The sequence below is a fragment of the Pseudomonas sp. S3_B08 genome (assembly GCF_054667725.1).
This window is the reverse complement of sequence record NZ_CP162750.1, coordinates 4,216,012-4,233,531: the sequence shown is the minus strand read 5'-3', so window position 1 is coordinate 4,233,531 and position 17,520 is coordinate 4,216,012. Positions and strand designations below refer to the sequence as shown.

The following is a 17,520-nucleotide window of genomic DNA, read 5'->3' as shown; positions in this document are numbered from 1 at the left end:
GGAGGTGGTTGGTGTCATTGCTGATGCCATCGCTGGCAAGCCAGCTCCCACAGGTTTTGCGCAATACCTGTGGGAGCTGGCTTGCCAGCGATGAGGGTTTATCAGGCGCCGACGATCCCACCATCCTCGCGCGTAATCGCCATCACCGAAGACCTTGGCTTGCCATTGGGCAAGTGCTCGGGGAAGGTCGAACCACCGTTTTCGCCCGGATGCTGGATGCCGACAAACAGGGTTTTCTGATCCGGCGAGAAGCTGATCCCGGTCACTTCACAACCCACCGGCCCGACCATGAAACGGCGAATCTCACCGGTCGCAGGATCGGCGCAGAGCATCTGGTTGTTGCCCATGCCGGCGAAGTCGCCAGCGTTGCTCGAGTCGCCGTCGGTGAGAATCCACAGGCGTCCGGCCTTGTCGAAACCCAGACCGTCGGGGCTGTTGAACATGTTCTGCGGGGTGATGTTCGATGAGCCACCCTTCGGCGTCCCGGCATGCACGCCCGGGTTGCCGGCGACCACAAACAGATCCCAAGCGAATGTCTTCGAGGCATGGTCATCGCGGTCGGTGCGCCAGCGCAGAATTTGCCCATAGACGTTCTTCTCGCGCGGGTTCGGCCCGCCCACCGGTTGCCCGTCTTCACCGCGCTTGGCGTTGTTGGTCAGGGTGCAATAAACCTGGCCGTCCTTGGGGCTGACGACGATCCATTCCGGGCGGTCCATGCGTGTTGCGCCGACGACGCTGGCGGCGAGGCGCGCGTGGATCAGCACTTCCGCCTGATCGGCAAATCCGCTGCTGGCGTCGATGCCGTTCTTGCCGTGGGTCAGTTCGATCCACTGGCCCTGGCCTTTCGGGTGATCAGGGTTGCCGTCGCCGGCATCGAATTTGGCTACATACAAAGTGCCGTGATCGAGGATGTCGCGGTTAGCCTTCTGATTGCGATGGTTGATGCGGTCGCGGCTGACGAATTTGTAAATGAACTCGCCACGCTCGTCGTCGCCCATGTACACCACAGCGCGACCATCATCGGTCTCGGCGAGTGCGGCGTTTTCATGCTTGAAGCGGCCCAGCGCGGTGCGTTTGACCGGAGTCGATTGCGGATCGAATGGGTCGATCTCGACCACCCAGCCGTGACGGTTGAGCTCGTTGGGGTTCTTGGCCATGTCGAAGCGCGGGTCGTGCGGGTGCCAGTTGATGTCTTTGCTGCTGGCGACAACGCCGTAGCGCTTTTGCGCGGCATCGAACTGCTGCTGGGCGTTGCTGCTGCCGAAGCAGTCGGTGAAGTTTTCTTCGCAGGTCAGGTAGGTACCCCACGGCGTCTTGCCGTTGGCGCAGTTCTGGAAAGTGCCGAGAACTTTCTTACCGTGCTTGTCGGCGGCGGTTTTCATCAAGTCGTGGCCGCGGGCCGGACCGCTGATGCGCAGCGGCGAGTTGCCGTGGATGCGGCGGTTGTAGCGCGAGCCCTGGACGAATTGCCACTGGCCGTTCTTGCGCTGCACTTCAATCACCGACACGCCTTCGCAGGCCAATGCCTTGCGCACATCCTCAGCCGACTGCGGCATGCCGCCATGCGGATATAGATAGCGATAGTTGGTGTATTCGTTGTTGATCGCCATCAGCGCGCGGTTCTTGTCGTCCGGGAAGGCGAACAGGCTCATGCCGTCATTGTTGTCGCCGAACTGCACTTCCTGTGCGGCAGCGGTGCCGTTACCGCTCGGGTCGAAGGCCGGGCCGTTCTTGTGCAACGGCTGGCCCCAACTGATCAGCACCGAAGACTTGTAGCCCTTGGGCAGGCTGATGGCGTCGGTGGTCGCCGCCGGAATGCTCTCGAAACCGAGCAGGCGGCTGTTGCCGGCGCTGACGCTGGCGGCCATGACGCTGCGGCTCAACAGGTTGCCGCCAAGGAACATCGCCGCGCCGCACAAGGCACCGGCGCTGATGAAACCGCGACGGCTGAGGCCGACCATTTTTTCCAGATCAGTGGATTGGTTTTCTTCTAATAGGCTCACATCAGGCTCCCTGCTTGGTTATGGGCAACACCTTAATGCGGGTCGATGACGCTTTTGTGGCAAGGGCTAATCAGAGCGGGGTGCCGATCAGCACGTTAGATGGTGCGCATTGCACCTGCACCGGATTGCCGACCTCCAGCCTGTGGCTGCGCAAGTGCAGCGGTTCGGCCAAGGCGCAAAGTGTCTGGCCGTTGGGCAGGGAAATGCGCACCTCGCTGGGACCGTCCTCGGCATCGAGGATGGCTTCGATGGTGCCGCGCAGGACATTGTGTCCGGGCGTGGCCGGCTGATCGGCGCCGAGCAACTCAAGCCAGCCAGCCTTGATCAGCGCCATCACTTCGGTACCGACCTGCAATTCCAGATGCACGGTGCTGTCGTGGGTGATCTGCGCCTCCAGAGCAATGCCTTCGGCCAGTTCAAGGCGGATCAAGTCATTGCGACCCTGCGCCTGAATCGCTGCCACCGTGCCATGCAGCTGATTGCGCGCACTGGTCCTGAGCATCAGCCGCCCGAGCAGGTCGAGATCACTGGCGTCTTCCGCCGCTTCCAGCACCTGCGCCTGCAACGCCTGCAATTTCTGATACAGGCGCAGCACTCGCTCGCCCTCGCTGGACAATCTGGCGCCGCCGCCACCCTTGCCGCCCACCACGCGCTCGACCAGGGGTTTCTGCGCCAAGTTGTTCAGCTCATCGATCGCATCCCACGCCGCCTTGTAACTGAGCCCCGCGCTTTTCGCCGCACGGGTGATCGAGCCCTGCTCGGCGATGTGTTGCAGCAGGGCAATGCGCTGCGGGCGGCGGACGATGTGCTGGGACAGCAGGGTGGGCAGGGACATGGCAGAACGCTTCTGGCTCGGGCGATGAAATGGACGTTGGCCACTTGCAACGCATGAGTCAAGCCGAACACGGTCTTCTGTAGGAGCTGCGGCACGCTGCGATCTTTTGATCCTGTTTTTTACAATCAAAAGATCGCAGCGTGCCGCAGCTCCTACAAGGCTATGCCTCGTCTTCAAGAGCCTGGTTTCGGCGTACGGGCCAGGCAATACACATCGACCCGCGCCGCACCTGCATTCATCAGCAACCGCGCCAATGCCTGAGCGGTTGCTCCAGTAGTCAGGACGTCGTCCACCAGCGCGAAATGGCGGCCACTGACCTGCGCATCAGGCACCAGCGCAAAGGCATTGCGCAAATTGCGTTTGCGCGCCTTGGCATCGAGATCCTGTTGGGCGTCGGTGTCCATGACTCGCCGCAGCAGCTGTTCTTCGCACGGCAAGTCCAGCGAAACACTCAACCAGCGCGCGAGCATCGCCGCTTGATTGAATCCTCGCCGACGCAGTCGTTTATTCGCCAACGGCACCGGTAGCAACACATCGGGGCGCGGCAGGTCCTCGGCGAAGCGATGCTGCAGGTATTGGCCGAGAACGTCGGCGAGCAGGTGACCAAACGGCCATTTCGCGTTGTGTTTAAAGCGCGTGATCATGCTGTCCACCGGGAAGCCATAAACCCACGGCACGGCAACCTGTTCGAAGGCCGGAGGCTCTAGCAGGCACTCGCCGCAAGTCAGGCCATCCGCCGCCAGTGGCAAAGCGCAGGTCTGGCAGTGACTGCCGAGCCAGGGCAGCTCGGTTTCACAGGCCTCGCACATTGGCATTTGTGCTTCTGCGGGCTCATCGCACAGCAAACAGGTCTGTACGTTTTTTAAACAGATGTAAACCTGTGCTTGGTATTGCGGTTGACAGCGCATCGCTCTTCCTTAAATATGCCGAACATCCGTGTAGCGCCTGTGGGTATTCCGTTTTCCCCAGCGCCAGCCAAGCATAACCAAGGAATTGCACATGAGCGCGAGCACCACCGCCACCCTGCGTCACGATTGGTCTCTGGCCGAAGTCAAAGCGCTCTTCGTACAGCCATTCAACGATTTGCTGTTCCAGGCGCAAACGGTGCACCGCGCACATTTCAACGCCAACCGCGTGCAGGTCTCGACACTGTTGTCGATCAAGACCGGTGCCTGCCCGGAAGACTGCAAGTATTGCCCGCAGTCCGGGCACTACAACACCGGGCTGGAAAAAGAAAAACTGATGGAAGTGCAGAAGGTCCTCGAAGAGGCGGCCCGCGCGAAAGCCATTGGTTCGACGCGGTTCTGCATGGGCGCAGCGTGGAAACATCCGTCGGCCAAAGACATGCCGTATGTGTTGAAGATGGTTGAAGGAGTAAAAGCCCTCGGCCTGGAAACCTGCATGACCCTCGGCCGTCTCGATCAGGAGCAGACTGAAGCGCTGGCCAAGGCCGGTCTCGATTACTACAACCACAACCTCGACACCTCGCCGGAGTTCTACGGCAGCATCATCACCACCCGTACTTACAGCGAACGTCTGCAGACGCTGGCCTATGTACGCGAGTCGGGAATGAAAATCTGCTCCGGCGGCATTCTTGGTATGGGCGAATCGCTGGACGATCGCGCCAATCTGCTGATCCAGTTGGCCAACCTGCCGGAGCACCCGGAATCGGTGCCGATCAACATGCTGGTAAAAGTCGCCGGCACGCCGCTGGAAAACGCCGAAGACATCGACCCGTTCGACTTCATCCGCATGCTCGCCGTGGCGCGCATCCTCATGCCGCAATCCCACGTGCGCCTGTCCGCCGGTCGCGAAGCGATGAACGAGCAGATGCAGGCCCTGGCATTTTTCGCTGGCGCCAACTCGATTTTCTACGGCGACAAATTGCTCACCACCGCCAACCCGCAGGCGGACAAGGACATGCAGCTGTTCGCGCGCCTCGGTATCCAGCCGGAGGCTCGCGAAGAGCACGCGGATGAAGTGCACCAAGCGGCGATCGAGCAGGCGCTGGTGGAGCAGAAAAGCAGCGAGCAGTTCTATAACGCTGCCATCTAAAAGCTGCACGGATTGCGCTGAAGGAATGCAAAACCTCTGTGGGAGCGAGCCTGCTCGCGAAAGCGGTTTGGCTGCGAATATCCATGTTGGATGTGACGCCCATTCGCGAGCAGGCTCGCTCCCACAGGGGATCTGTGTCATTTGAAAATCGAGGCCTGCATGTCATTCGATCTCGCCGCACGCCTTGCTGCCCGCCGTGCCGACAACCTCTACCGCCAGCGCCCGCTGCTCGAATCGCCGCAAGGCCCGCAAGTCGTGGTCGACGGCCAACCGCTGCTCGCTTTCTGCAACAACGACTATCTGGGCCTGGCCAATCATCCGCAGGTGATCGAAGCCTGGCGCGCCGGTGCCGAGCGCTGGGGTGTCGGCGGTGGCGCGTCCCATCTGGTGATCGGCCACAGCAGCCCGCATCACGCGCTGGAAGAAGCGCTCGCCGATCTGACCGGGCGCCCACGTGCGCTGCTGTTCACCACCGGCTACATGGCCAACCTCGGCGCGGTCACCGCGCTGGTCGGGCAGGGCGATACGGTACTCGAAGACCGGCTCAATCACGCTTCGTTGCTGGACGCGGGCCTGTTGTCCGGCGCGCGTTTCAGTCGCTATCTGCACAACGACGCCGAAAGCCTGGGCAAACGCCTGGAGAAAGCCACCGGCAACACGCTGGTGGTCACCGACGGTGTGTTCAGCATGGACGGTGACATCGCCGACCTGCCGGCGCTGGCCCGCGCGGCCAAGGCCAAAGGCGCGTGGCTGATGGTCGACGATGCGCATGGCTTCGGCCCATTGGGCGCCAACGGTGGCGGCATCGTCGAGCATTACGGCCTGAGCCAGGACGACGTGCCGGTGCTGGTCGGCACCCTCGGCAAAGCCTTCGGCACCGCCGGGGCCTTTGTCGCTGGCAGCGAAGAGTTGATCGAAAGCCTGATCCAGTTCGCCCGCCCGTATATCTACACCACCAGCCAACCGCCGGCGCTGGCCTGCGCGACGCTGAAAAGCCTCGAGCTGTTGCGCAGCGAACACTGGCGCCGTGAGCATTTGCAGACACTGGTCCGCCAGTTCCGCCACGGCGCCGAGCAGATCGGGCTGGAGCTGATGGACAGCTTCACGCCGATCCAGCCGATCATGATCGGCGATGCCGGCCGCGCGGTGCGGCTCTCGCAAATGCTCCGCGAGCGCGGCTTGATGGTGACCGCGATCCGTCCACCGACCGTGCCGGCCGGCAGCGCGCGGTTGCGCGTCACGCTGACCGCCGCCCACAGCGAGGCGCAGGTGCAACAGTTGCTGGATGGGCTGGCAGATTGTTTCGCCCGATTGTCATTGGAGCCAGGCCATGCGTAATCGTCTGATCCTGCTGCCCGGCTGGGGCCTCGGCGTGTCGCCGCTGGAACCGCTGGCCGCAGCATTGCGCGGCCTCGACGAACATCTGCAAGTCGAGATCGAACCGCTGCCGGAGCTGGACTCCGCTGACCTTGAAGACTGGCTCGACGAACTCGATGCGCGCATTCCGCAGGAAATCTGGCTTGGTGGCTGGTCTCTGGGCGGCATGCTCGCGTCTGAGTTGGCGGCACGACGCGGCGAGGCGTGCTGCGGGCTGCTGACGCTGGCGAGCAACCCTGCGTTTGTCGCCCATGAGCAGTGGCCGAACGCGATGCCTGGCGAGACGTTCGATGCGTTTCTTGCCGGTTGTCAGGCCGACCCGCGTACCACGCTCAAGCGCTTCGCTCTGCTATGTGCGCAAGGTTCACCAGACCCGCGCGGCTTGTCGCGCTTGCTGCTCGCTGGCGCGCCGGCCACCGCGCCGACCGCGCTGATGGCAGGGTTGGAGCTACTCGCGCAGCTGGATACACGCCAGGCGTTGCAGGGGTTTCGCGGCCCGCAGTTTCATCTGTTCGGCGGACAGGACGCGCTGGTTCCGGCGGAAGCGGCCGGCGCATTGTTCGCGCTGTTGCCGGATATCGAAATTGGTCTGATCGAACAGGCCAGCCATGCTTTTCTGCTGGAAGACCCGCATGGAGTCGCGGGCGCGATCCAGGCTTTTCTACATGAGTGCGCTGATGACTGACCTGTCCCTTGTGCTGCCTGGGGGCTTGCCCGACAAGCGCCAGGTGGCGGCGTCTTTTTCCCGCGCTGCGGCCAGTTACGACAGTGTCGCGGAGTTTCAGCGTGACGTCGGCACGCAGCTGCTTGAGCGTTTGCCTGGGAGTTTCATGCCGTCGCGGTGGCTCGATCTCGGTTGCGGCACCGGCTATTTCACTCGCGCGCTGGCCTCGCGTTTCACCCAGGGCAGCGGTGTCGCGCTGGACATCGCCGAGGGCATGCTCAATCACGCACGGCCGCTGGGTGGCGCTGAGCATTTCATTGCTGGCGATGCCGAAAGGCTGCCGTTGCAGGACGCGAGCTTCGATCTGATTTTCTCCAGCCTTGCAGTGCAGTGGTGCGCCGACTTCGAGGCGGTGCTCAGCGAAGCCTTGCGCGTGCTTAAACCGGGGGGGATTTTTGCGTTTGCTAGTCTCTGTACAGGGACGCTGTTCGAGTTGCGTGAGAGTTGGCAGCAGGTCGACGGGCTGGTGCACGTCAATCGCTTCCGCGCCTTCGCCCGCTATGAGCAGTTATGTGCCGGCAGTGGCATGCGCATTTTGGCGCTGGAGAATCAGCCGCACGTGTTGCATTACCCGGATGTGCGCAGCCTGACTCATGAGTTGAAAGCGTTGGGCGCACACAATCTGAATCCCGGGCGGCCGGGCGGTTTGACCGGACGGGCGCGGATTCTCGGGCTGATCGACGCGTATGAGCGGTTCCGTCAGGCGTCGGGGCTGCCGGCAACGTATCAGGTGGTATACGCCGTGTTGGAGAAACCTCTATGAGCGCAGCCTATTTCGTCACCGGTACCGACACCGATGTCGGCAAAACCACCGTTGCTGCCGGATTGCTCCATGCGGCGCGGTCGGCAGGCTTGAGCACGGCGGCGGGCAAACCGGTGGCATCGGGTTGCGACGTCACGCCCAAAGGCTTGCGTAATTCTGATGCCTTGGCGCTGCTGGCCGAATGTTCGTTGCCGCTGACTTATCAACAGGTCAACCCGGTGGCGTTCGAGCCAGCGATCGCTCCGCATCTGGCGGCGCGCGAAGCAGGTGTAGCGCTGACGGTGCAATCGCTGCTGGCGCCGATGCGCGGGATTCTGGCGATGAACGCCGATTTCACCCTGATCGAAGGCGCGGGCGGCTGGCGTGTGCCGTTGGCCGATCAGGACAATCTCTCTGACCTGGCGATTGCACTGAAGCTGCCAGTGATTCTGGTGGTGGGCGTGAGGCTGGGGTGCATCAGTCATGCTTTGCTGACCGCCGAGGCCATTGCCCGCGATGGTCTGCAATTGGCGGGGTGGGTGGCGAATATCATCGATCCGAAAACTTCGCGGCTGGAGGAAAACCTCGCGACCCTGGCCGAGCGCATTCCCGCGCCATGCCTGGGCCGGGTGCCGAAACTCAAGGCGTTGAGCGCCGAAGCGGTCGCCGAGCATTTGCAACTGGATTTGCTCGACTAAGCTTTTGCCTATGAACAGGCACTGTGCCATTAGTGTTTTTGACGGGTGTTTTGCTGGCGCGTCTGCTTCAATGGCGAGCATTGATCCTTTGCAGGGATGAGAGTGACTATGGAAATCTCCGGCAACACAGCTTTTTATGCGGGACTGAGCTCGATTCAGTCCGGGCAGAACCGCGTCGATCAGGCTGCCAGCCAGATCGCCAACAACACTATCGAACGTTCGGTGACCAGCCAGTCGTCCGAAGTGCAGGTCAATCGCCTGCGCGGTGTGGATCGCGCACAAGAATCGGATCTGGCGAGCAATATCGTCGAGCTGTCGCAGGGCAAGATCCAGGCAGAGCTGGGTGTGAAGGTGGCCAAGGCATCCGACGAAGTGCTCGGGACGATCATCGATACTTTCGCCTGATTGAGTTTGTTGTAGACCCCGAAACGCCGCGCCCTGTCGCGGCGTTTTTCGTTTAAGTCCTTCTTGCTCAACTAATCTTTTTACAACGCCCGTGGCTTATATCAAGTCGCGGCGATTTGTCGTCTCCGGCATTTGGAGAGCGTGATGACGAACGGCAAAAGATCGATGCTTGACAAGATTTCGGCGTAAACGTATGTTTCAAACAACTGTTTGACCGTCACAACAATTCAACACGGTCGTTCATTCCCGGTTACATCAGCAGAGGTTTATCGCTATGCCTGACTACAAGGCCCCCTTGCGTGATATTCGCTTCGTTCGTGACGAACTGCTCGGCTACGAAGCGCACTATCAGAGCCTGCCAGCGTGCGCAGACGCCACGCCGGACATGGTTGACGCCATCCTCGAGGAAGGCGCCAAGTTTTGTGAGCAGGTACTGGCGCCGCTGAACCGCGTGGGCGACATCGAAGGCTGCACCTGGAGCGAGTCCGGCGTGAAAACCCCGACTGGCTTCAAAGAGGCGTACAAGCAATTCGTCGAAGGCGGCTGGCCAAGCCTGGCGCACGACGTTGAGCACGGCGGTCAGGGCCTGCCTGAGTCGCTGGGTCTGGCGGTGAGCGAAATGGTCGGCGAAGCCAACTGGTCTTGGGGCATGTACCCAGGTCTGTCGCACGGTGCGATGAACACCATCTCCGAGCACGGCACCCCAGAGCAGCAGGAAGCCTATCTGACCAAACTGGTCTCCGGCGAATGGACCGGCACCATGTGCCTGACCGAACCGCACTGCGGCACCGACCTGGGCATGCTGCGCACCAAGGCCGAGCCTCAGGCCGACGGTTCCTACAAAGTTTCCGGCACCAAGATCTTCATCTCGGCCGGTGAACACGACATGGCCGACAACATCGTCCACATCGTACTGGCGCGTCTGCCGGATGCTCCGGCTGGCACCAAAGGCATCTCGCTGTTCATCGTTCCAAAGTTCCTGCCAAACGCCGATGGCACCATTGGCGCGCGCAACGCAGTGAGCTGCGGTTCGCTGGAACACAAGATGGGCATCCACGGCAACGCCACTTGCGTGATGAACTTCGACGGCGCCACCGGTTACCTGATCGGCCCGGCGAACAAAGGTCTGAACTGCATGTTCACCTTTATGAACACCGCTCGCCTCGGTACCGCACTGCAAGGTCTGGCTCACGCCGAAATCGGCTTCCAGGGCGGTCTGAAATACGCTCGTGATCGCCTGCAAATGCGCTCGCTGACTGGCCCGAAAGCGCCGGACAAAGCCGCTGACCCGATCATCGTCCACCCGGACGTGCGCCGTATGCTGTTGACCATGAAGGCGTTCGCCGAAGGCAACCGCGCGATGGTCTACTTCACTGCGAAGCAGGTCGACATCGTCAAATACGGCGTTGATGAAGAAGAGAAGAAGAAGGCCGACGCACTGCTGGCGTTCATGACCCCGATCGCCAAAGCGTTCATGACCGAAGTCGGTTTCGAAGCCGCCAACCACGGCGTGCAGATCTACGGCGGCCACGGCTTCATCGCCGAGTGGGGCATGGAGCAGAACGTTCGCGACAGCCGCATTTCGATGCTGTACGAAGGCACCACCGGCATCCAGGCCCTCGACCTGCTCGGCCGCAAAGTGCTGATGACTCAAGGCGAGGCTCTGAAAGGCTTCACCAAGATCGTCCACAAGTTCTGCCAGACCAACGAAGGCAACGAAGCCGTCCAGGAATTCGTCGCGCCGCTGGCTGCACTGAATAAAGAGTGGGGCGAGCTAACCATGAAGGTCGGTATGGCTGCCATGAAAGATCGCGAAGAAGTCGGCGCGGCCTCCGTGGATTACCTGATGTACTCCGGTTATGCCTGCCTGGCCTACTTCTGGGCAGACATGGCACGTCTGGCTGCGGAAAAACTGGCTGCCGGCACCAGCGACGAGGCGTTCTACACCGCCAAGCTGCAAACCGCGCGCTTCTACTTCCAGCGCATCCTGCCGCGTACCCGTACGCACGTGGCCACTATGCTGTCGGGTGCTGGCAACCTGATGGACATGAAGGAAGAAGACTTCGCGCTGGGCTACTAAGCCTTAACGCAGTCTGACGAAAACCGCTGCTCCCGTTAGGGGGCAGCGGTTTTTTTGTTTGCGGATCGCTCAGATAGTCGAGCTTCCGGCCGTTACAGAGACCGTGTGTGATCTGGATCACATTGTATGGGCTTGGCCGCACTTCGCAGGCACAATGCCATCTCTTTGCTATGACGGGTCGGAGCTTACCCTTGCCGCGTTCTTCCGCTGTACGTTTCAGCCATTTCCTGCCATCACTGCTGTTATTGCTTGCGGGGCTGGCGGCTGCGTACGTCAAAGACCTCAGCGTATTCTTCACATCGCTGTTCAACGTCCTGCCGACATTGGTTCTGCTCCTCGGTGGCGCGTATTGCGCGGTGTATCGACGTCAGCGCGAACTGTTTCTGATGCTCACGGTGTACATCGCCTACTTTCTGCTGGACACCCAGACAGATTTCTACCGCGACAACGGCAAGGTCCGCGAAGACGCTGCGGTGGTGTTTCATCTGGTCTGCCTGCTGCTGCCGTTGTTGTTCGGATTATTCGCCGCATGGCAGGAACGTACCCATCTGTTTCAGGACATGGTCGCGCGCTTTGCCGTGCTGCTGGCATTTGGCAGCGTGGCGCTGGGACTGGAGCAAAGTTACCCACAGGCGCTGCTGCTGTGGTTGTCGGAGATCCGCTGGCCGGCGCTGCATGGGGCATGGATGAGTCTCATCCAGTTGTCCTATCCGGTGTTCATCTCGGCCTTCCTGCTTCTGGCCTGGCAATACTGGCGCAACCCGCGCCCGTTGCACGCGGCGCAACTGGTTGGCTTGCTCGGTGTGTTCTGGATGCTGCCGAAGACCTTCATTCTGCCGTTCACCCTGAACATCATGTGCAGCCAGGTGATGCTGATGATCGCCGCCGCCGTTGCGCATGAGGCTTACCAAATGGCCTTCCGCGACGAGCTCACCGGCCTGCCGGGACGACGTGCGCTCAACGAACGTATGCAGCGACTGGGGCGCAACTATGTGCTGGCGATGAGCGACGTCGATCATTTCAAGAAATTCAACGACACCCATGGCCACGATGTCGGTGACCAGGTGCTGCGCCTGGTCGCCAGCAAACTGTCGAAAATCAGCGGTGGCGGTAGGGCGTATCGCTACGGCGGTGAGGAATTTGCCTTGGTGTTCGCAGGCAAGACCCTTGAGGAGTGCATGCCGCACCTGGAAGTGATCCGCGAATCGATCGCCTCCTACAGCATTCAGCTACGCAACCAGGAAAACCGCCCGCAGGACGACCAGCAAGGTCGCCAGCGCCGTAGCGGTTCTGGGGCTTCGGCGGTGTCGGTGACGGTGAGTATCGGCGTCGCCGAACGTGTCGAGCAGCGCACCCCTGAAGAAGTGCTCAAGTCCGCCGACCAGGCGTTGTACAGCGCCAAGGGCGCCGGGCGTAACTGTGTCATGGCGTTCGGGCAGAACCGCCGTGGCGCGGTGCGCATGGACGCTGCTGCGGGTTGAGTGATGACGGCGCATTCAGCGCCTGCACAGTGATTGCCGCGCGTGGTGGCCAGCAGTAGGTTGAACAAATCTGCTGACGGAGAAGCCACCATGCCCGAGTACAAAGCTCCCCTGCGCGACATGCGCTTTCTGATCGATCACGTCTTCGACTTCCATACCAACTACGCCACTCTCGGCGCGCATGACGCCAGCCCGGACATGATCAGCGCGATCCTCGAAGAAGGCGCGAAGTTCTGCGAGAACGTGCTGGCCCCGCTCAATCGCAGCGGCGACGAAGAGGGCTGCCATTTCGACAACGGCGTGGTGACAACGCCTACAGGCTTCAAGCAGGCCTTCGCACAATATGTCGAGGGCGGCTGGCATGGATTGGCGGCCGATCCGGCTTACGGTGGCCAAGGGTTGCCGAGTTCGCTGGGGCTGGTGATTAGCGAGATGGTCGGCTCCAGCAACACGTCCTGGGGCATGTACCCCGGCCTGACCCACGGCGCGATGTCGGCGATCCACGCCCACGGCACCGCCGAGCAGAAAGACACCTACCTGAGCAAACTCACCGCTGGCCAGTGGACCGGCACCATGTGCCTGACCGAAGCGCACTGCGGCACTGATCTGGGCATCATCAAGACTCGCGCGGTGCCCGGGGCAGACGGCAGCTACGCGATCACCGGCAGCAAGATTTTCATCTCCGCTGGCGAGCATGACCTGAGCGACAACATCATCCATCTGGTCCTGGCCAAGCTGCCGGACGCACCGGCCGGAACCAAGGGCATTTCCCTGTTTATCGTGCCCAAGTTTCTGCCCGATGCAGCAGGCGAAGCGGGTGAGCGCAACGGCGTTTCCTGTGGCTCGATCGAGCACAAGATGGGCATCAAGGCTTCTGCTACGTGCGTGCTGAATTTCGATGCCGCCACGGGTTACTTGATCGGCGAGCCGAACAAGGGCCTCAACTGCATGTTCACCATGATGAACCACGCGCGGCTTGGTACTGGCATGCAGGGGCTGTGTCTGGGCGAGGCGAGTTTCCAGGGTGCGATCAAGTACGCCAATGACCGCCTGCAGATGCGCGCCCTGACCGGTGCCAAATCCCCGGAAAAACCTGCCGACCCGATCATCGTTCACCCCGATGTGCGACGCATGTTGCTGACCATGAAAGCCTTCAACGAAGGCAACCGCGCGCTGACCTATTTCACCGCGCAGATGCTCGACGTCGCGCACCTGAGCACCGACGCCGAGGCGCGTCAGGAGGCCGAAGACCTGCTGGCGTTCCTCACGCCGATCTGCAAGGCGTTCATGACCGACACCGGGCTGGAAGTGACCAATCACGGCATGCAGGTATTCGGCGGCCACGGCTTCATTCGTGAGTGGGGCATGGAGCAACTGGTGCGCGATTGCCGGATTGCGCCGATCTACGAAGGCACCAATGGCATTCAAGCGCTCGACCTGCTCGGGCGCAAGGTGCTGGGCAGTCAGGGCAAGCTGCTGCGCGGCTTTACCAAAATCGTCCACAAGTTCTGCGCAGCGAACGCCGAACATGCGCAGCTGGGCCGCTTCGTCGCGCAACTCAACGGGCTCAACCAACAGTGGGGCGACCTGACCATGAAGGTCGGCATGGCGGCCATGAAGAACCCGGACGAAGTCGGTGCTGCGTCGGTGGATTATCTGATGTACAGCGGCTACATCATCCTGGGCTACCTGTGGCTGCGCATGGCGTTGGTTGCTCAGGCACAGCTGGAGGCGGGCGAGGGTGAGGCTGATTTCCTCAAGGGCAAACTGGCGACGTGCGAGTTCTACTTCAAGCGCTTGCTGCCGCGTACGGCTGCGCATCAGGCGGCGATCGAGGCGGGGAGTGATTGTTTGATGAATTTGCCGGCGCAGGCGTTTGCTTTGTAGGGCAGATCGAAAGATCGCGGCGATCTTTTTCTGGTGACCAAAAATAACAAATCAGTCACCGGTTGACCCTATGTGTCGCAAAAGTTGTTGAGGTACACTCCGGATCAACGAAAACATCATTCCACGAACCACCTGTTTAGATCTTGCGAGGTTTGCCATGGCTGACTACAAAGCGCCGCTGCGCGATATGCGCTTCGTCCTCAATGAAGTGTTCGAAGTCGCCAAACTCTGGGCCGAGCTGCCGGCGCTGGCCGAGACCGTCGACGCCGAAACCGTTGAAGCGATTCTCGAAGAGGCCGGCAAGGTCACCAGCAAAAGCATCGCGCCACTGAGCCGTGCCGCTGACGAGGAAGGTTGCCATTGGGCGGACGGTGCCGTCACCACGCCGGCCGGTTTCCCACAGGCCTATCAGACTTATGCTGAAGGCGGTTGGGTCGGTGTTGGTGGCGATCCGGCCTACGGCGGCATGGGCATGCCCAAAGCCGTGTCGGCGCAGGTCGAAGAAATGGTCAACTCCGCCAGCCTGGCGTTCGGTCTGTACCCGATGCTGACCGCCGGCGCCTGCCTGTCGATCAATGCCCACGCCAGTGAAGAACTGAAAGCTGCGTACCTGCCGAACATGTACGCCGGCATTTGGGCCGGTTCCATGTGCCTGACCGAGCCGCACGCCGGCACCGACCTGGGCATCATCCGCACCAAAGCCGAACCTCAGGCCGACGGTTCCTACAAGGTCAGCGGCACCAAGATCTTCATCACCGGCGGCGAGCACGACCTCACCGAAAACATCATTCACCTGGTACTGGCCAAGCTGCCTGACGCGCCGGCCGGTCCAAAAGGTATTTCGCTGTTCCTGGTGCCGAAGTTCATGGTCAATGCCGACGGCAGCCTCGGTGCGCGTAACCCGGCCAACTGTGGCTCGATCGAGCACAAGATGGGCATTCAGGCCTCGGCGACCTGCGTGATGAACTTCGACGAAGCCGTGGGTTATCTGGTCGGCGAGCCGAACAAAGGCCTGGCGGCGATGTTCACCATGATGAACTACGAGCGCCTGGGTGTTGGTATTCAAGGCCTGGCCACGGGCGAGCGCTCTTATCAGAACGCTGTTGAATACGCGCGCGATCGTCTGCAGAGTCGTTCGCCGACCGGTGCGCAGAACAAGGACAAAGTCGCCGACCCGATCATCGTCCACCCGGACGTGCGACGCATGCTGCTGACCATGAAAGCCTCGAACGAAGGCGGCCGTGCGTTCTCCACGTATGTGGCGATGCAACTGGACACCGCCAAGTTCAGTGAAGACGCGACCACCCGCAAGCGCGCGGAAGATCTGGTGGCGTTGCTGACGCCGGTAGCGAAGGCCTTTCTGACCGACCTGGGTCTGGAAACCACTGTCCACGGCCAGCAGATTTTCGGCGGCCACGGCTACATCCGCGAGTGGGGCCAGGAGCAACTGGTGCGTGACGTGCGCATCACCCAGATCTACGAAGGCACCAACGGTATTCAGGCGCTGGACCTGGTCGGGCGCAAGATCGTTGGCAGTGGCGGCGCGTTCTACCAGCTGTTCGCTGACGAGATCCGCCATTTCACCGCAACCGCCAGTGCTGATCTGGGCGAGTTCACCAAGCCGTTGAACGATGCCGTCGACACCCTCGACGAGTTGACCGCGTGGCTGCTGGACCGGGCGAAAAACAATCCGAACGAAATCGGCGCGGCCTCGGTCGAATATTTGCAAGCGTTCGGCTACACCGCTTACGCCTACATGTGGGCGTTGATGGCCAAAGCCGCGCTGGGCAAGGAAGCGCAGGAGGATTTCTATGCGAGCAAGCTGGGCACCGCGCGCTTCTATTTCGCCCGCCTGCTGCCGCGTATCCACTCGTTGAGCGCGTCGGTCAAGGCCGGTAGCGAGTCGCTGTTCCTGCTGGATGCGGCACAGTTTTGATCCTGTAGACGTCATGTAAGCATTTGCTTACGTGACGTGCTGCTGTTCTCCCATATCCGTATATTGGATCCACGGCTAATCTACATTTCATGGACGTCGCGCAGGAAGCGCAAAGTAAACAACACGGACACGTAGGATTCTGCCAGGGTGGCGGAGTGAAATGGATGTCAGGGAAACAGTCTGCAAAGCCCCGCTTCGGCGGGGTTTTCTTTTGCCTGAAGAAAAGTTTCAGGCGAGCGGATCGAGGGGCTGCTTGGTTTCGCGATCGATCACCTCTTCAAGCAATGTCCGCAGCAATGCCAACGAGGCCTGCTGGCGTTGTAAATCACGGCACACCAGGCCAACTTGCAACGGCACCCGTGGTTCGCTCAGCGGTTTCCATAGCAGATCTTCATCGTCGTATTCCTTTTGCGAACGTCCCGGCAGTACCGTCGCCAGCCGGGTGTGCGGCAGGCTGTCGAGAATCCCCAGCATAGTGTTCAACTCGGCCTGCACCTGCGGGCGTCGTCCGAGGCTGGTCAGTTGTGCCTGCCAGATCTGTCGGATCTGGAACTCTTCGCCGAGCAGCAACATGGGCAGCTCTGCAGCCTGGCGCATCGAGACCTTCTTGAACTCGCGCAAGGGATGGTCCGCCGGGATGACCAGCGTCAGTTCATCTTCGTATAGCAACACACCGTGCAGACCGGGTTGGCGCGGTGGCAGATAGCTGATGCCGATGTCCAGGGAACCATTGAGCAGACGCCGTTCGATTTCCAGCCCCGTCAGTTCATAGATTTGTACCACCAGATGCGGCTGCGCCTTGCGCACACGCTCGAGCATCTGCGGCACAAGGCTGGTGTGCACCGTTTGCAACACACCGATCGCCAGTGTGCGCAGTGCCTGACCCTTGAAACTACCCAACGCCTCGCGCGCCCGCTGCAAGCCATCGAGCAATGGCAACGCGTGGTTGTACAGCGTATGCGCAGCGAGGGTCGGCAGCAGGCGTTTACTGCTGCGTTCGAACAGGGTTACGTCGAGGTTCTGCTCCAGCTGACGGATCTGTTGCGACAGCGCCGGTTGCGAGATCGACAAGCGCTCAGCCGCACGGCCGACATGGCCTTCTTCGTAGACCGCGACGAAATAACGCAGTTGTTTGAAATCCATAAGTAGCGCTTATCGAAATGGCTGAGAAATCGAAATGGCCTGAAGCCGTTTGCGCGCCTAGTCTAACCGCATTCACAAGGCTTGCAGGGCCAGAAAGCGTGACGAATTCCATTTGCTTCGTTCGTGATTACATAGGCAGTTCAAAAAACCTCCA

Annotated in this window: 14 protein-coding genes; 10 read left to right on the top strand and 4 right to left on the bottom strand. The window is 61.0% G+C overall.

The annotated features are described in order from the left end of the window. Window positions 1–101 precede the first annotated feature (101 nt). From AB4N73_RS19225 to AB4N73_RS19215, 3 genes are all read right to left on the bottom strand, one after another. Window positions 102–2,003, bottom strand: coding sequence for a PhoX family phosphatase (locus AB4N73_RS19225; RefSeq protein WP_315435767.1), 1,902 nt, complete (start codon window positions 2,001–2,003; stop codon window positions 102–104). 70 nt (window positions 2,004–2,073) lie between these two features. Continuing rightward, window positions 2,074–2,838 (bottom strand): TOBE domain-containing protein, encoded by a 765-nt coding sequence (locus AB4N73_RS19220; RefSeq protein WP_150743553.1) that lies wholly within the window; start codon window positions 2,836–2,838, stop codon window positions 2,074–2,076. Between the two features lie 173 nt (window positions 2,839–3,011). Then, window positions 3,012–3,746 (bottom strand): double zinc ribbon domain-containing protein, encoded by a 735-nt coding sequence (locus AB4N73_RS19215; RefSeq protein ID WP_460142423.1) that lies wholly within the window; start codon window positions 3,744–3,746, stop codon window positions 3,012–3,014. Window positions 3,747–3,837: 91 nt separating this feature from the next. Here AB4N73_RS19215 and bioB point away from each other — a divergent pair, with 91 nt between their 5' ends. From bioB to AB4N73_RS19165, 10 genes are all read left to right on the top strand, one after another. Further along, a complete protein-coding gene (gene bioB, locus AB4N73_RS19210) occupies window positions 3,838–4,893 on the top strand; it encodes a biotin synthase BioB (RefSeq protein WP_056786610.1) in 1,056 nt (351 codons plus the stop codon). Window positions 4,894–5,052: 159 nt separating this feature from the next. Continuing rightward, complete coding sequence (bioF, locus tag AB4N73_RS19205) at window positions 5,053–6,231, top strand: 8-amino-7-oxononanoate synthase (protein ID WP_460142422.1); 1,179 nt, start codon at window positions 5,053–5,055, stop codon at window positions 6,229–6,231. Beyond that, window positions 6,224–6,955, top strand: coding sequence for an alpha/beta fold hydrolase (locus tag AB4N73_RS19200; protein ID WP_150743549.1), 732 nt, complete (start codon window positions 6,224–6,226; stop codon window positions 6,953–6,955). Before bioF ends, AB4N73_RS19200 begins: the two co-directional genes overlap by 8 nt. Continuing rightward, a complete protein-coding gene (gene bioC / locus AB4N73_RS19195; protein ID WP_252884926.1) occupies window positions 6,948–7,757 on the top strand; it encodes a malonyl-ACP O-methyltransferase BioC in 810 nt (269 codons plus the stop codon). Before AB4N73_RS19200 ends, bioC begins: the two co-directional genes overlap by 8 nt. Next, on the top strand, window positions 7,754–8,434 hold the full coding sequence (gene bioD, locus AB4N73_RS19190; RefSeq protein ID WP_041476721.1) for a dethiobiotin synthase: 681 nt from the start codon (window positions 7,754–7,756) through the stop codon (window positions 8,432–8,434). Before bioC ends, bioD begins: the two co-directional genes overlap by 4 nt. Window positions 8,435–8,542: 108 nt before the next feature. Next, window positions 8,543–8,839, top strand: a complete 297-nt coding sequence (locus tag AB4N73_RS19185; protein WP_016772865.1) for a hypothetical protein — start codon at window positions 8,543–8,545, stop codon at window positions 8,837–8,839. Between the two features lie 274 nt (window positions 8,840–9,113). Further along, complete coding sequence (locus AB4N73_RS19180) at window positions 9,114–10,919, top strand: phenylacyl-CoA dehydrogenase (protein WP_024014564.1); 1,806 nt, start codon at window positions 9,114–9,116, stop codon at window positions 10,917–10,919. 191 nt (window positions 10,920–11,110) lie between these two features. Continuing rightward, on the top strand, window positions 11,111–12,400 hold the full coding sequence (locus AB4N73_RS19175; RefSeq protein ID WP_039757672.1) for a GGDEF domain-containing protein: 1,290 nt from the start codon (window positions 11,111–11,113) through the stop codon (window positions 12,398–12,400). 90 nt (window positions 12,401–12,490) lie between these two features. Further along, window positions 12,491–14,287: an acyl-CoA dehydrogenase C-terminal domain-containing protein gene (locus AB4N73_RS19170; RefSeq protein ID WP_460142421.1), complete on the top strand. Its 1,797-nt coding sequence runs from the start codon at window positions 12,491–12,493 to the stop codon at window positions 14,285–14,287. Window positions 14,288–14,444: 157 nt separating this feature from the next. Then, a complete protein-coding gene (locus tag AB4N73_RS19165; protein WP_041476717.1) occupies window positions 14,445–16,223 on the top strand; it encodes an acyl-CoA dehydrogenase C-terminal domain-containing protein in 1,779 nt (592 codons plus the stop codon). 228 nt (window positions 16,224–16,451) lie between these two features. Here the strand turns inward: AB4N73_RS19165 and AB4N73_RS19160 are convergent, their stop codons facing one another. Continuing rightward, window positions 16,452–17,366, bottom strand: coding sequence for a LysR family transcriptional regulator (locus tag AB4N73_RS19160; protein WP_423662581.1), 915 nt, complete (start codon window positions 17,364–17,366; stop codon window positions 16,452–16,454). Window positions 17,367–17,520: the final 154 nt, after the last annotated feature.

Coding starts and splice junctions, on each gene's coding strand:
- AB4N73_RS19200 (WP_150743549.1), top strand. CDS start 6,224: ATGCGTAATCGTCTGATCCTGCTGCCCGGCTGGGGCCTCGGCGTGTCG.
- AB4N73_RS19165 (WP_041476717.1), top strand. CDS start 14,445: ATGGCTGACTACAAAGCGCCGCTGCGCGATATGCGCTTCGTCCTCAAT.
- AB4N73_RS19220 (WP_150743553.1), bottom strand. CDS start 2,838: ATGTCCCTGCCCACCCTGCTGTCCCAGCACATCGTCCGCCGCCCGCAG.
- AB4N73_RS19170 (WP_460142421.1), top strand. CDS start 12,491: ATGCCCGAGTACAAAGCTCCCCTGCGCGACATGCGCTTTCTGATCGAT.
- AB4N73_RS19180 (WP_024014564.1), top strand. CDS start 9,114: ATGCCTGACTACAAGGCCCCCTTGCGTGATATTCGCTTCGTTCGTGAC.
- bioF (WP_460142422.1), top strand. CDS start 5,053: ATGTCATTCGATCTCGCCGCACGCCTTGCTGCCCGCCGTGCCGACAAC.
- AB4N73_RS19160 (WP_423662581.1), bottom strand. CDS start 17,366: ATGGATTTCAAACAACTGCGTTATTTCGTCGCGGTCTACGAAGAAGGC.
- AB4N73_RS19185 (WP_016772865.1), top strand. CDS start 8,543: ATGGAAATCTCCGGCAACACAGCTTTTTATGCGGGACTGAGCTCGATT.
- bioC (WP_252884926.1), top strand. CDS start 6,948: ATGACTGACCTGTCCCTTGTGCTGCCTGGGGGCTTGCCCGACAAGCGC.
- bioD (WP_041476721.1), top strand. CDS start 7,754: ATGAGCGCAGCCTATTTCGTCACCGGTACCGACACCGATGTCGGCAAA.
- AB4N73_RS19215 (WP_460142423.1), bottom strand. CDS start 3,746: ATGCGCTGTCAACCGCAATACCAAGCACAGGTTTACATCTGTTTAAAA.
- bioB (WP_056786610.1), top strand. CDS start 3,838: ATGAGCGCGAGCACCACCGCCACCCTGCGTCACGATTGGTCTCTGGCC.